General features: G+C 72.3%; 10 protein-coding genes. 3 read left to right on the top strand and 7 right to left on the bottom strand.

Going from position 1 to position 14,194, the window contains the following annotated elements; all coding sequences use genetic code 11:
* Positions 1 to 3,069: fused MFS/spermidine synthase (locus D7X12_RS30245; protein WP_120628723.1), on the top strand; the 3,069-nt coding region annotated here is incomplete at its 5' end.
* A gap of 11 nt (positions 3,070 to 3,080) precedes the next feature.
* Here the strand turns inward: D7X12_RS30245 and D7X12_RS30240 are convergent.
* The 4 genes from D7X12_RS30240 to D7X12_RS30225 all read right to left on the bottom strand — a co-directional run bounded on the left by D7X12_RS30240 (position 3,081) and on the right by D7X12_RS30225 (position 7,533).
* Positions 3,081 to 4,022, bottom strand: a complete 942-nt coding sequence (locus D7X12_RS30240) for a hypothetical protein (protein ID WP_244224868.1) — start codon at positions 4,020 to 4,022, stop codon at positions 3,081 to 3,083.
* 84 nt (positions 4,023 to 4,106) lie between these two features.
* On the bottom strand, positions 4,107 to 4,901 hold the full coding sequence (locus tag D7X12_RS30235) for a tRNA1(Val) (adenine(37)-N6)-methyltransferase (RefSeq protein WP_120628721.1): 795 nt from the start codon (positions 4,899 to 4,901) through the stop codon (positions 4,107 to 4,109).
* Positions 4,902 to 4,911: 10 nt separating this feature from the next.
* Complete coding sequence (locus D7X12_RS30230) at positions 4,912 to 6,060, bottom strand: DUF1015 family protein (protein WP_120628720.1); 1,149 nt, start codon at positions 6,058 to 6,060, stop codon at positions 4,912 to 4,914.
* Between the two features lie 69 nt (positions 6,061 to 6,129).
* Positions 6,130 to 7,533, bottom strand: coding sequence for a hypothetical protein (locus tag D7X12_RS30225; RefSeq protein ID WP_244224867.1), 1,404 nt, complete (start codon positions 7,531 to 7,533; stop codon positions 6,130 to 6,132).
* A 165-nt stretch (positions 7,534 to 7,698) separates the two neighbouring features.
* Between D7X12_RS30225 and D7X12_RS30220 the strand changes: the two genes are divergently transcribed.
* Complete coding sequence (locus D7X12_RS30220) at positions 7,699 to 9,126, top strand: deoxyribodipyrimidine photo-lyase (protein ID WP_120628718.1); 1,428 nt, start codon at positions 7,699 to 7,701, stop codon at positions 9,124 to 9,126.
* Positions 9,127 to 9,235: 109 nt separating this feature from the next.
* The gene (locus D7X12_RS30215) at positions 9,236 to 9,559 is read left to right on the top strand and encodes a polyhydroxyalkanoic acid system family protein (RefSeq protein WP_120613380.1); all 324 of its coding nucleotides are present in this window, start codon (positions 9,236 to 9,238) and stop codon (positions 9,557 to 9,559) included.
* 24 nt (positions 9,560 to 9,583) lie between these two features.
* Here D7X12_RS30215 and D7X12_RS30210 read toward each other — a convergent pair whose 3' ends face one another.
* From D7X12_RS30210 to D7X12_RS30200, 3 genes are all read right to left on the bottom strand, one after another.
* Positions 9,584 to 11,350 (bottom strand): protein-glutamate O-methyltransferase, encoded by a 1,767-nt coding sequence (locus tag D7X12_RS30210; protein WP_120628717.1) that lies wholly within the window; start codon positions 11,348 to 11,350, stop codon positions 9,584 to 9,586.
* Entirely contained in the window at positions 11,344 to 12,342 is a 999-nt protein-coding gene (locus D7X12_RS30205; RefSeq protein ID WP_120628716.1) for a chemotaxis protein CheB, read from the bottom strand. The genes D7X12_RS30210 and D7X12_RS30205 overlap by 7 nt, the downstream gene beginning before the upstream one ends.
* A 31-nt stretch (positions 12,343 to 12,373) precedes the next feature.
* The coding region (locus tag D7X12_RS30200) for a hybrid sensor histidine kinase/response regulator (protein ID WP_244224866.1) at positions 12,374 to 14,194 on the bottom strand (1,821 nt) is incomplete at its 5' end.

Here is a 14,194-nt window from a genome sequence, read left to right as displayed (position 1 = left end):
GGGCTGGGCAGCGCGCTGCTGGGGGCACGGGCGGACCGACAGGCCCGCCCGCTGGCCTTCTACGCGAACCTGGAGCTGCTCATCGCCGCGAGCGCGGCGCTGAGCCCGTTCCTCGTGGAGCTGACGCGCGCCGTGTACATCGCGCTGGGCGGCACGCCGGTGTTGGGCCTGGGCCTGGGCACCGTCGTCCGGCTGGTGCTGTCGCTGCTGGTGCTCGCGGTGCCCACGGTGCTGATGGGCGGCACGCTCCCGGCCGCCGCGCGCGCGGTGCTCTCCGACGAGGATCCGCACCGCCGCGACCTCGCCCTGCTCTACGGCATCAACACGCTGGGCGCCGTCACGGGCGCGGTGGCCTCCACGTTCCTCCTGCTGGAGATCCTGGGCAACCGCACCACGCTCTGGTCCGCGTGCCTGCTCAACGCGCTCGTGGCCATCATCGCGCGCTCCGTGAGCCGGTCGATGGAGGGGGCCACGGACGGCGCGAAGGAGACCCCGGCCGTCGCCGCGACGCCAGCCCCCGTGGAGCCCGCGCCCCCAGTCGATGCCGGCCGCGCGCTGCCGCCCCGGGGCTTCGTGCTCGTGTCCGCCGCCGTGGTGGGCTTCGCGTTCCTGCTGATGGAGCTGGTCTGGTACCGCATGTTGGGGCCGCTCCTGGGCGGCACCACGTTCACGTTCGGCCTCATCCTCGCGATGGCGCTGCTGGGCATCGGGTTGGGCGGCACGGCCTACACGGTGTTCTTCCGCCACCGCCCGGCCACGCTCGGAGGCTTCGCTTTCACGTGCGCGGCGGAGGCCGTGCTGATGGCGCTCCCCTTCGCGCTGGGAGACCGGATGGCCGTCCTCGCCGCGCTCCTGCGCCCCCTGGGGAGCATGGGCCTGGGCGGCATGGCGCTGGGCTGGACGTTCATCACCTCCCTCGTGGTGCTGCCCGCGGCGTTCATCTCCGGCGTGCAGTTCCCCCTGCTGCTCGCGCTCATCGGCCGCGGGCGGCAGGACGCGGGCCGGCAGGTGGGCCAGGTGTACGCGTGGAACACCGGAGGCTCCATCGTGGGGTCGCTCGCGGGCGGCTTCGGGGTGATTCCGCTGCTCACCGCGCCGGTGACGTGGCAGGCCGTGGCCGGGCTGCTGGCCGCGCTCGGCCTGGGCGCCGCCCTCCTCTCCTTCCAGCGGGAGCGACGCTGGGGCGCGGTGGTGCTGCCGGCGGTGGCCACCGCGGTCGCCGTGCTGCTGCTCACCGCGCAGGGGCCCACCGCGGCGTGGCGCCACTCCGGCGTGGGCGCGGGCCGCTCCGGCCTGCATGAGCCGGACATCCAGGAGATCGACGCGTTCCTGTCCGCCAGCCGCGCCGGCATCGCCTGGGAGCACGAGGGCGTGGAGAGCAGCGTCGCGCTCTCCGACGAGGACGGCCTGAGCTTCATCGTCAACGGCAAGGTGGACGGCAACACGATTGGTGACGCGCCCACGCAGGTCATGTCGGGCCTGCTCGGCGCGCTGCTCCACCCGGAGCCGCGCAGCTCGCTCGTCATCGGCCTGGGCACGGGCAGCACCGCCGGCTGGCTGGGGCTGGTGCCGGGCATGGAGCGCGTGGACGTCGTGGAGATCGAACCCGCCATCCTGGAGGTGGCGCGGCGCTGCCATGACGTGAACGCGAACGTGATGAACAACCCGAAGGTGCACACCTCCATCGGTGATGCCCGCGAGGTGCTGCTCACCACCCGCCAGCGCTACGACATCATCTTCTCGGAGCCCTCCAACCCCTACCGCGCCGGCATCTCCAGCCTCTTCACCCGCGAGTTCTACCAGGCGGCGAAGCAGCGGCTGGCCGAAGGGGGCCTGTTCCTGCAATGGCTCCAGGCCTACGAAGTGGACGCCCTCACCGTCCAGAGCGCCTACGCCACGCTGTCCTCGGAGTTCGCGGCCGTGGAGACCTGGCAGTTGCAGACCGGGGACCTGCTGCTGGTCGCCTCCGACAAGCCGCTCTCGCACGACCTGACGAAGCTGCGCTCGCGCATCGCCCAGGAGCCCTATCGCGGCGTGCTGCACGCGGTGTGGCGCACGGACGAACTCGAGGGCGTGCTGGCGCACCTCATCGGCAACGCGGAGCTGGCCCGGCTGGCGGCGTCCCGGGGCGCGGAGATGATCAACACGGATGACCTGTCCTCCATGGAGTTCGCCTTCGCGCGCAACGTGGGCCGGGTCACCGGCTTCTCCGCCGCGACCCTGCGACAGACGGCGCGCAACCTGCGCCTGGACCGCCTGCACTTCGAGGGGGGAAACGCGGACTGGGAGCGCGTGGACGAGCTGCGGATCTGGCTGGGGCTCACCGCGACCGGTCGCATCCCGGTGACGCTCCAGACCTATCAGGCCTTCGTCCACGCGGCGCAGGCGGGCAACGACGCCCTGACCCTGGCCCTGTGGCAGCAGCTGAAGCGCCCCCCCCGGGGTCCACGCGAGCAGCTGGCGCTGACACGGGCACTCGTGGCCCTGCGGAGCCCGGAGGCGCCCCGGATGCTCCAGGCCCTGCGGCCCCACCTCCCCATCGAAGCGGATCTCCTGGAGGGCCTGCTGCTGGAGTCCCAGGGACAGGATGCGCAGGCGGTGCCGTTCCTCGAGCGCGCGTTCACGTCGCTGCGCACCAACCCGTGGCCGGCCCGGACACTCACGGATGCGGCGCTGGATGCGTCACTCCGGGTGGGCCAGCGCTCGCCCGAGCTGGGGCGCCGGCTCTATGCGACGCTCGCGCAGCCCTTCGCCGCGAGCGCGGTCACCGCCCACCGGAAGCTGGTCCGCGCCCAGCTGGCGGCCGCCGTGGGGGGCACCGCCCTGTGCGCGGAAGGACTGGCGCCGCTGGAGCCCCACGTGCCCTGGAACCATGCCCTGCTGGTGGAGCGGGCGGACTGCTACACGAAGCGAGGGGACGCCCGGGCGCAGGCGGCCCAGGACGACCTGGAGCGCTTCCTGGCCCAGGCCCCTGCGCCCTTCCTCGACAACGTCCTCGCGGAGCAAGAGCCCGTCGAAGCAGTCGCGCCCCAGGAGCCCCGGGCCGGGGATGCCCAGGCGACGCCGTGAGCGGTGGCCCTTCAGGGCGCGGGGCGTGAAGCGCGCGCCCTTGCCCGGGGAGGCGGAGGACGCCAGCCCAGCAACACGCGGGCATAGGGCACGGGCCCGGCCCCGAGCCCCTGGATGTCCAGGTTGTCGCGCTGGCGATCAAGCAGCGCGAGGTTGTTGACGAGCGTCAGGCCCACCGCGGAGCTGAGCCACACGTCCCGGCCCAGGTGGACGTTGACGGTGGGCGCGACGCGGACGAGCGTCTCGCGCAGGTAGTGGGCGCCCAGGTTCGGCGCCACCGGATCGAAGCGGGCGCGGAGCGCCTGCTGTTCGAAGCCGCCCACCACGCCCAGCTCCACCGTGTCGCCCAGCTTGCGCAGCAGCGTGAGCCGGGGCAGGCCCACCTCCAGGATGTAGGGCCCGCGGCGGTACGACACGTTGGCGATGGGGATGACGGGCAGCGAGTCCACGGGCCACAGCGCGACCAGGCCGAACGTCACCGCGAAGCCGGGCTCGTCCCCCAGTTGGTGGCTGGCCATGACGTAGCCCACCCACGACGTGTCCATGCCGAAGCTGAAGGACGTCTGGAAGTCCGTGCGGGTGCTGCCCATCACGCCGGCGATGAACAGCCAGCGCGGCGCCACGGGACGGATGAGCGTCAGGCCCAGTTGGATGCGGTGGAAGCGCCGCCCCACCTCGTCGCGCCCCACCCCTTCACCGCCGGCCAGGGGCAGCTGCATGCCCAGCCACTTCGTCTCGTAGCCCAGCGAGGGCAGCAGGTACGTGCGGCCCAGGACGACGGGGGGCAGCGGGACGCGAAGCTCCAACTGGCGCCGTTCATCCAGCCGGGCCCGGCCGGAGTCCAACGTGCTGCCGCCGGAGATGCTGTAGCCCACGTACAGCCGGTCCGCCTGCGTCTGGGCCAGGGCCTGGATGCCGAAGAGCACCAGGGCGACCGCCAGGCAGCGTCGCACTCGCACCACATGACGGGGGTCCCTGCGCATGCGGCGGGACGTTACCGCCAAAGCCTCGCGGACGGAGGGGGGGAATCCCGCGCCTCAGCCCACCATCGCATTCACCTCGTCGGTGAAGGCATGTTCATCCTCCGCGTGCACGACGAGCGGGGGCAGCACGGTCAGGTCCGTGCGGCCACCCTTCACCGCGTGCAGCAGCACCAGCTTCGCGGGCCGGTCCGCGCGCGGGTGCACCATGCGCACCGTGCGGGGCTCCAGTTGGAGCGTGCGCAGCACCGACACGAGCTCACCGAAGCGTGACGCCGGATACACCATGCACAGCCCGCCCCGGGGGACCAGGAGGTAGGCCGCCGCGCGCACGACGTCCGGCAGCTCGCAGGCAATCTCATGCCGCGCAATCGCCTTCTCCGTGGACAGGTTGCTCTGGCCCGCGGTGCGCGCGCGGTAGGGCGGATTGCACAGCACGTGGCCGAAGCTGCTCGCGGGGAACATCTCCGTCACGTGCCGCAGGTCACCCTGCACCAGCGTCACCGCGCCCTCGCAGCGGTTGAGGTACACGTTGCGCTCGGCGAGGGAGAACAGGCCCGGCTGCAGCTCCAGCGCGGTGATGTCCGTGCGCCCCAGCCTGCGCGCCAGCACCAGCGGGATGATGCCGCACCCGGTGCCTAAATCGAGCAGCCGTCCCCGGTGCGCGCCCGCCTCGAACACGGCGAAGTGCGCCAGCAGCACGGGGTCCAACGTGAAGCGGTAGCCCGCGCGCCGCTGGAGGACCTGCACCTCCCCGCCGCAGATGGCGTCGAGCGTCTCCCCGGGCCCCGGCTGCAGTTCCAGCCGCACCTGCCGGGGCCAGTCCTGCGGGGTTCCGGTCAGCGCCCTCACGGGATGGCTTTCACACTTCGGGGTCCAGGAAGAGCAGGCCCGCGGGCACGCGAGGCTCCACGCGCAGGGTGCGCGGCGGCAGCGTGGCCTGGGCCTCCATCACCGCCCGCACCTCCCAGACGGGCGGCGGGTTGAGCGCGAAGCCCGCCTGGAACGTGCCGGACTCCACCCCCTGCACCAGCGCCTCCAGGCCGTGCACCGGATAGACCTGGGGGTGGCCGGACGCCTCCGGCTCCTGGATGCCCAGCACCGTGCGCAGCACCAGCGCGTTGAGCAGCGCCAGGTCCAGGCTCCTCAGCGTGGGGCTGCGGGGCGCGCCCTTCAGGTGCGCCAGGTCCAGCCCCTGGCGGAAGCGCAGGATGCGGCCCCGCCCTCCCGGCAGCACCAGCAGCACCGCGTGCTGTCCGGGCACCAGCGTGGCCAGCCGCTCGCGCGCCGCCACCATGCCCTGCGGGGTGGTGAGGGGCGCATCCAGCTCCGTCACCCGCGCGTAGGCGGACACCAGCGTGAGGAAGGTCTCCTCCTGGAACGTCTCCACGCCCTTGAGCGCGCGGTGGATGGGGCACAGCTCCAGGCCCGGCTCGGACAGCGGCACCACCGCCGCCAGCGTCTGCCGCCGGTCGCTCAGGGCCGCCAGGGGCCGCATGGGCGCCTCGTCCAGCACCGCCTGCAGGCGCTTGGACACCGGGGACGGCTCGATGCGCAGCAGCGACACCGGCGCGCCGTCGTACTGGCCCTTCCAGACGGAGATGCCGCGCTCGGCGGCCTCCGCGAGCAGCGCGCGCAGGGCGCCGTGGTCGTCCGCCACCAGCGTGACGGCGGGCTCCACCTCCCAGGCGCGCGGCCGGTACGGGTCGTGCTCCAGCGGGGGCACCGCGTCCGGCGTCAGCGCGCAGAGCAGGTAGCGCACCGGTGGGCCGGAGAACATTCCGGCGGGGCCGTGCAGCTCCACGACGTAGAGCGCGGGGCGGGCATCCTTCAGCAGGGTGCCCGCGTCCCGCATGCGCCGCAGCTCCGCGCTGGGATTCGCGGCCTCCAGGAGGGGCCGCACATGCGCGGGCCGAGGGGCCGCGTTACCGCGGGAAGCGGCGTCGCCGGGCTCCTCCAGGGAGCGATCCAGCGAGGCCAGGAGGGCCGTGAAGGGAAGGACGCGCGCCATATCTGGAGGGAAGGTGATGCCGCCCTTCCCCCCGCGCCATGGCGCCCGGCCGCTCGCCCTCCTGCCCGGCTACCACCAGACGTTCTTGTAGGGCCGGTCCTTGGAGGCATGGCCCCGTCGCACCGTCGTGGCGGAGCGGTCCACGCTCTCCTCCCACAGCAGGCTCACCGTGGTGATGGCGCCCGCGGAGCCCAGGAACGACAACACGTAGGGCGTGGACTGGTTGAAGCCGCCCAGCACGAGCCCGGAGAGCAGCAGCACCGCCGCGCCCACGCCCGCGCCGAAGATGTCCGCGCGCAGGATCTGGGACGGCGTCGGGTTGTAGCGCATGGTCGCCAGCGCCAGCGCGCCCGCGCCCACGCCCGGGGCGATGAGCAGCATGTCCTTCCACGTCTTGCCGGAGATGGACGTGCCGGAGAAGTGGACGATGGCGAGCAGCAGCGCGCTGTACGCCGCCGCCCAGCCCGCGCCGGAGGCCACCAGCAGGCCGTCATTGAGGGGGAGCTGTCCGCCGCCGATGCCCGCCGTCAGCCACGCGCCCAGCTCCGCGCCCAGGAACGCGGACCAGGTGAGCACGCCCGGGTCCTGCGTGAGCAGGTCCATGAAGCCCGCGAAGAACATGGAGCCCACCAGCGAGTTGCCGACGCTGAAGTTGGCCATGGGCTGATCCACCCAGTTGTTGAACTGCCACCACGAGGAGGCACCGAAGCCCAGGCCCGCGCCAATGAGCGTGCCCGCGAGCATCGCCTCGCGCGAACTGCGGTCGAAGCTGAACTCCTTCGAGAACGCCTGGGTGAAGAAGCCGCCCATCGCGCCCATCGCCGTGTGGTGCATCACGAACGTCATGCTGCCGGGGCCGGACAGGAACGGTCCGCGGCGGCGCTGGCCGTCCAGGAACACGCCGTTGTCCGGAGGGGGCGGGCGCACCGCGGACGCGGTCGCGCTGTCGGACGTCGACTCCTGGCGCACGCCGGACGGGCCCTCCGTCAGCGGGGCCTGCGGTTCGGTGCGCAGCCGGTCCGGATCCGGGGGTACGCGGGGCGCGTCATTCGCGGGGGGATACGTGTCGTTCGGGTTCGCCGGCGGGTAGCTGGACGGCGGCGGCTGCGCGTAGCCGTCGTTCGACGGAGGCGCGGCCTGCGCGGGCGGATACGCGTCGTTGGACGGAGGCGCGGACTTCGCGGGCGGATACGTGTCGTTCGGGTTCGCCGGCGGGTAGCTGGACGGCGGCGGCTGCGCGTAGCCGTCGTTGGACGGGGGCGCGGCCTGCGCGGGCGGATACGCCTCGTTGGACGGAGGCGAGGACTGCGGCGGCGGGGGCGGCGCCGCGTACATGGGCGGCGCGGGCGGCGGCGGAGGCTGGGGCGCCGGGTACACGGACGTGCCACCCGCCTGCGCTTGGGCAAGGCCCGGCAACATCAGCGCGACAGCGAGGACGGTGACAGGGAGGTTCCAGGTTCGACGAGGTGACACTTAGGGGGCTCCTTGGGTCCGACCGGTCGGCAGAAAACCACAACCCGTGCGCACATGCCGGATTTCCGCCTCCGAGTCGACAGTCGTGCACGCACGAGGTCCACCGCACGACGCGCGGAAAGTTCCACCGCGACGCGCGCGCGGATGCGGCATCTTCACGGCCCCATGCCCGAAGGCATCTCGTGGTCCGAACTCGACGTCGACTCCGCCCGCATCCAGGTGGTGAACGATGCGCCCCTGCCTTCTGGCCAGCGGGACTTCGTCCTCTACTGGTGCATGGTGAACCACCGCGCGGAGGAGAACCACGCGCTGGACGCCGCCCTTGCGCTGGGCAACCACCTGGGCCTGCCCGTCGTCGTCTACCAGGCCCTCCGCCCGGACTACCCCTACGCGTCGGAGCGGCTCCACGCCTGGGCGCTGGAGGGCATGGAGGACATGGCCAGAGGCTGCGCCGCGCGCGGCCTGCCGTACTGGCTGGAGCTGCCGCGCACGAAGAAGGAACACGTGCCCCGGATCGCGAAGCTGGGCCGGCGCGCCGCGGCCGTCGTGTCGGACCTGTTCCCCACGTACATCATCCCGGGCCACCTGCGCGGCGCGGCGAAGGCGCTGCGCGTGCCGCTCATCGCCGTGGACGCGTCGTGCGTGGTGCCCATGCAGCGCATCCCCGCGGCCCAGGTGGGCGCGTACGCGCTGCGCCCCAAGCTGCGCAAGCTGTGGCCGGAGTACCTGGAGCGCACCCTGCCCCGCCGCAAGCTGAAGGCCCCGGCCGCATCGCTGCAACCGGACTTCGCCGTGGCCGACGCGACGAAGGCGCGCGCCGCGCTGGCCACCTTCGCGGTGGATCATTCCGTGAAGCCGCTGGACGAGCGCGGCGGCCGCAAGGCGGGCCTCAAGGTCCTGCGCACGTTCCTGGAGACGCGGCTGGAGGGCTACGAGACGGGGCGGAATGATCCGGGCCTGGGCCAGCACTCCAACCTGTCGCCCTACTTCCACTGGGGCAACCTCTTCCCGGGCGAAGCGGCGCGCGCGGCCCTCGCGGCGAAGGGCCGCGAACATCCCGCCGTGCAGTCGTTCCTGGAGGAGCTGCTCGTGCGCCGCGAGCTGGGCTTCAACTACTGCTTCCACACGCCCGGCCCCAAGCAGCGCTCCGTGGCGTCCCTGCCCCCGTGGGCGCGCGAGACGCTCTCCCGCCACCAGGAGGATCCGCGTCCGCACCTGTACTCCTTCGAGGACCTGGAGCACGGCCGCACGGCGGATCCGCTCTGGAACGCGTCCCAGCGCGAGCTGCGGGAGCGCGGGCGGATCCACAACTACCTGCGCATGCTCTGGGGGAAGAAGATCCTCGAGTGGAGCGCCACGCCCCAGGACGCGTTGGAGCGCATCGCGAAGCTCAACGACACCTACGCGGTGGACGGGCGCGACCCGGCGAGCGTCGCCAACTTCATGTGGGTCCTGGGGCTGCATGACCGGCCCTTCCAGGAGCGCGCGATCATCGGGAAGGTGCGGCCCATGAGCTCGCTGCGGACGGCGCAGAAGTTCGACCTGGGCCCGTACCTGGAGCGCTGGGGGGAGCCGAGCAAGCCCGCCCGGTAGGCCACCGGAGGACATCCCCTGCCCTTCCCCTCAAAACGGCGGTTCCCTTTCCGGCCCGGGCTCACTAAACCGCTTGGAACAGCCACCTTTCCGGACAGGAGTCACCGCCATGGGCATGTTGAAATTCGAGGTCCCCCACAACCTTCCCAAGGACGAGGTCAAGAAGCGCGTCGAGCAGCTCCTCAACTACTGGGGCACGAAGTACGGCGTGAAGTCCGACTGGACGGGCGAGGAGGGCGCGAAGCTCGCCGGCAAGGTGATGGGCATCAACCTGGACGCCAGCTTCGTCATCACCGACAAGACCGTGACGGGCGAAGGCACCGACCCCGGCATGCTCCTGCGGGGCCAGGCCAAGTCGTACCTGCAGAAGAAGTTCGGCGCCGTGTTGGATCCGTCCAAGAGCCTGGATCAGGTCAAGGGCAACCTGGACTGAGCGCCGCACCGGCCGGGGACCGCATCAGCCCGGCTGTTCCTCCAGCGCGGCCAGCGCATAGCGGGCCGCGCGGGAGATGGACTCCGCCGAATCGAGCATCTCCGGGTAGTGCCCCGCCAGCGGGCGCTGCGGATACTTGAGCTGGGCCACGGCGTTGCGGTAGCTGCGCCGGGCCGCGTCGAAGTCCTGCGTACGCTCCTGCACCTGGGCCAGCAGGTAGTGGCCGATGGCCAGCGTCGGCTCCAGGAAGAGCGCCTTGGCCAGCTCGGAGCGGGCCTCGGCGAGGCTCCCCGCCTGCATCGCCGCCACGCCTCCGAAGATGCGCGCCTCCACGCACAGCGGCTCGCGCTGGAGCGCCTGCGCGAAGGTGTCCCGCGCGTTGGTGATGCGCCCGGTGAGCGAGTACAGGTTGCCCAGCGTCAGGAGCGCGTCCAGGTCGCTCGGCTCGTCCACCAGCAGCCGCTCCACCCCGTCGATGGCGCCGGGGAAATCCCCCTGCGTCATCTTGCGCACCGCCATGTTGAGGCGCTCCGCGGGCGGCAGGAGCTGGGGCCACGAGCCTCCGGGCCCCGGCCCCCCGCCAGCGCGGGAAGGCGACCCCTCCGCTCCCGTGCGGGGCGTGGAGGGGTTCATCCGCACCACCGGGAAGGCGCCCGTGGACCGCTCCGTCACGCCGCGGCCCGTCGCTTCCGACGAGCGTGAAGGCTCCGCGCGGGCGGCCGGGAACTCGCCGGTGCGTCCCGAGGCCGGAGTGTTGGCATTGGAGCGCAGCTCGGTGGTGGGCCGGCGCGACGTGTCCGCGGGCCGTGGGGCGGAGCCGCCCGTCACCCGCAGCTTCGCGGCGGCCGCGGCATTGGCCTGGAGGCGCTGGCGGATGTCCACCGCGAAGGACTCCGGGGTGCCGGGCCGCGGCGTCGCATCCGACGGGCTGGAGACGCGGGACGGCGGAGCCAGGGGGCGCTCTCCCAGCGGCCGCCGGTACACGAACGCGCCGTCCACTTCGATCATCTCGAAGCGATCATAGACCTTGAACAGGCTCTCCGAGTACCCCAGGAACAGCAGCCCGCCCGGGCGCAGCGCGGTGAGGAACCGGTCCATCAACCCGCGGATGGTGGGCAGGTCGAAGTAGATGATGACGTTGCGGCAGAGGATGAGATCCAACGACGCGGGCGCGACCTTGTCGAACACCGGCGCGGCCAGGTTCTGCCCGTCGAAGCGGATGTACTCGCGAAGGATGGGCGACGCCTCGTAGCCCTCGTCCACCGGCTTGAAGAAGCGCTTCAGCCGCTCCGTGCCAATGGCCATCGCGCGACGGTTCGTGAAGCGCCCCTGCCGCGCGGCCTCCACCGCGGCCAGGTTCAGGTCGGTGGCCCACAGGTCCACCTCCACCGCGAGCGCGCCCAGCTCCGCCATCACGAGCGCCAGGCTGTAGGGCTCCTCGCCGGTGGCGCAGCCCGCGGACCAGATGGACACCTTGCGCATCTCGCGCCGCGCCCGCGCGAGCAGCTCCGGCAGCACGCTCTGCTCCAGCGCGCGGAACTGCTTGGCGTCGCGGAAGAACTCCGTGTGCCCCACCGTCACCAGGGGCAGGAGCGCGCGCAGCTCCTCCTCGCCCTGGGTGCCCAGGAGCCGCTGCATGTACTTCTCAGGGTCGCTCAGGCCCAGCACGGGCATGCGCGTGGACAGCGCGAGCCTCAGGCTGTGGTAGCCGTCCAGGGTGATCTTCAGCCCCGCGCGCTCCAGGAGGAGCGCGGCCAGCTGCTGGAGGACCTTGTTGCCCACGGTCAGCACGCGTCCACCCACTGCACGAGCGTCGGACCGATGCGCTCGAGCGGCAGCACCTGCTGCGCCGCGCCCAACTGCACCGCCTCGCGCGGCATGCCGTAGACGACGCACGACGCCTCGTCCTGCGCGATGGTGCGTCCGCCCCGCTCGCGAATCTCCTTCAGACCCCTGGCGCCGTCGCGGCCCATGCCCGTGAGGATGACGCCGATGCAGCGCCGTCCGAAAGCCTCCCCCGCCGAAGTGAGCAGCATATCACACGAGGGGCGAAAGCCCCGCAGGGCAGGTCCCGAGTCCAGTTCCAGACGGCCCTCCGACTTCACCAGCAGGTGCCCTCCCGAGGGGGCGATGTACACCGTCCCCGGCACCATCGAGGCGTCATGCGTGGCCTCGACGACGCGCAGCGCGGTCTCCGTGGAGAGCCAGTGCGCCAGCCCCTCCGTGAAGCCCTCGCTGATGTGCTGACAGTAGGCGATGGGCGCCGGGAAGCCGCGCGGAATCATCCGCAGCACCTGCGCCACGGCCTTCGGGCCGCCCAGTGACGCGGCCAGCGCCACCAGGGGGAACGGCGCCGCCGGCCCCTCCGGCACCGGCCTGCTGACGGAGGGTGACGGGCGCACGCCCTTCACCTGCGACAGCATCACCAGCTTGCGGCCCACCGCGTGCCAGAACTCCGGCCCCGGGGTGATGGGCCGGTCCATCACGTCCAGCGCCCCCAGGGCCAGGGCCTGGAAGGCCTGCTGTCCGGTGAGCACCCCCGGGTGCAGCGCGAGGATGGGCACCGGCCGGGTCGCCATGACGCGCTCGATGGCGCCCAGGGCATCCGAGTGGAGCAGGTCCACCAGGAGCACGTCCGGGAAGTGACGCCGCACGACGTCCTCCACGTTCGCGTAGTCCGCTTCGGGCGGCCCCACGGCCACGAGTGACTCCCCGTCGAAGAGCCTGGGCGCCAGCGCGCGCAGGCCCCGCCCCACGAGGAGTACCCGGAACGCGAGTCCCATCACCGCTGAGCCCCCACCCACCCGTCGCTCCTCAGGTCAGCCGATCGATGGACTGCGCCAGTATCTCGACACCCAGCTCGCCCTTGACGAGGTACGCGTCCGCGCCCGCATCCAGGCCGCGCCGCTTGTCCTCCGGCGACGCGAGCGACGACAGGATGATGACCGGGATGCGCGCCACGGAGGGCGTCGCCTTCAGCCGCCGCGTGAGCGAGAACCCGTCCAGCTTGGGCATCTGCACGTCGGTGAGGATGAGGTCGTACGTGTTCGTCTGCACCTTCGCGTAGGCCTCCTCGCCGTCCTGCGCCTCCTCCACGTTGTGGCCCAGGGCCTTGACGAGCGCGCCCTCGGTCGCGCGGGCAATGGGCGAGTCGTCCACCAGCAGCACCCGCAGCCGCCGGCTGGCCGGGGCCTGGGTGACGGGGCGGGCCATGCGGCGCACCTCGGTCATGATGTCCGGCACGTGCAGCAGTACGGCGATGCGCCCGTCCTCCAGCGCCGCCGTGCCCGCGATGAAGGGCGCGCCCTTGAGGAACTCGCCGCCGCAGGGCTTCACCGCGACCTCGCGCTCGTCCACGAAGCCGTCCACCACCAGCGCGGCGTAGTCGTCGCCGTGGCGCACCACCACCGCGGGTGGCTTGTCGAAGCGGTTGCCGCCGTTGAGGCCCAGAAGCGGCCCCAGCGCCACGAGCGCCGTGGGCTTGCCCCGGTGCCGCACCGCCAGCGTCCCGAAGACCTCCATGCGGTCATCGGGCTTGATGCGCATGACGGCCACCACGTCCGCGGCGGGCATGCCGTAGACGTCGTCGCCCAGGCGCACCAGCAGGACCTTCATCAGGGCCAGCGACTGCGGCAGGCGCAGCGTGATGGTAGTGCCACGGCCCTGACGGCTCGAGACGCCCACCGAACCGCCCAGCGTCTCCACCTTGCGCTTCACCACGTCCATGCCCACGCCGCGGCCGGACAGCTCGCTGACCTGCTCGCGGGTGGAGAAGCCGGGGCGGAAGATGAGCTCGATGGCCTCGCGCTCCGACAGCGCCGCGGCCTGCACCGGCGACAGCAGCCGCTTGTTGACGGCCACCTGCTTGAGCCGGTCCGTGTCCATGCCCCGGCCGTCGTCCTCCACCTCGATGTGGAGCATGTCGCCGTCCACGCGCACCCGGATGCGGATGCGACCCGTGGCGGGCTTGCCCATCTGCTGGCGGAGGTCCGGCGACTCCAGGCCGTGATCCACCGCGTTGCGCAACAGGTGCACCAGCGCGTCGCGCACGTCGGCCAGCATGGACCGGTCCACGCCGATGTCGGCGTTCTCGATGACCAGGTCCACTTCCTTCTCCTGCGTCTTCGCGATGTCGCGCACCGCGCGCGGGAACGCGTCGAACACGGTGGCCAGTGGCACCAGGCGCGCCTCGGCCACGTGGTCCGCCAACTGGGCCAGGTTGCCGTGCAGCGTGTTGATGCCGTCGCCGTTGCGGCGCACGAAGCGGAACGCGTCGTCGCGCAGCATGTGCAGGTCCGCCTCCGCGCGCTCCAGCTCCGAGCGCACGGCATCCGGCACGTCCACCTGTTCGGACATCCGCAGGAAGCGGTCGCCCAGGCGGCTGAAGCGCTCGAAGAGCGCCGCGGTCTCCGTGCTGCGCAGCCGGCCGCGGGCGCTCTCCACAAGCAGGTCACCGGCGAGCAGGCCCAGCGAGTCCAGCACCTCCACGTTCACGCGGATGCTGCGATCCGCGATGGAGTTGCCCTTCGCGACGTTCGGGGCCTCCTCCTCCTTCACGGGCGGGGGCGCCGCGACGGCGACGGGCTCGGGAGCGCGCGCGGTGGCAGCCGCGGGGCTGTCCCTTATACACATCTG

Origin of the sequence: Corallococcus sicarius (assembly GCF_003611735.1) — a bacterium.
Lineage (GTDB): Bacteria > Myxococcota > Myxococcia > Myxococcales > Myxococcaceae > Corallococcus > Corallococcus sicarius.
This window is presented reverse-complemented; position numbering and strand designations above follow the sequence as displayed.

What these genes read in the sequence shown, in the direction of transcription:
- D7X12_RS30230 (WP_120628720.1), bottom strand. Translation starts at nt 6,060, where the DNA reads ATGGCGCGCGTCCTTCCCTTCACGGCCCTCCTGGCCTCGCTGGATCGC.
- D7X12_RS30220 (WP_120628718.1), top strand. Translation starts at nt 7,699, where the DNA reads ATGCCCGAAGGCATCTCGTGGTCCGAACTCGACGTCGACTCCGCCCGC.
- D7X12_RS30215 (WP_120613380.1), top strand. Translation starts at nt 9,236, where the DNA reads ATGGGCATGTTGAAATTCGAGGTCCCCCACAACCTTCCCAAGGACGAG.
- D7X12_RS30205 (WP_120628716.1), bottom strand. Translation starts at nt 12,342, where the DNA reads ATGGGACTCGCGTTCCGGGTACTCCTCGTGGGGCGGGGCCTGCGCGCG.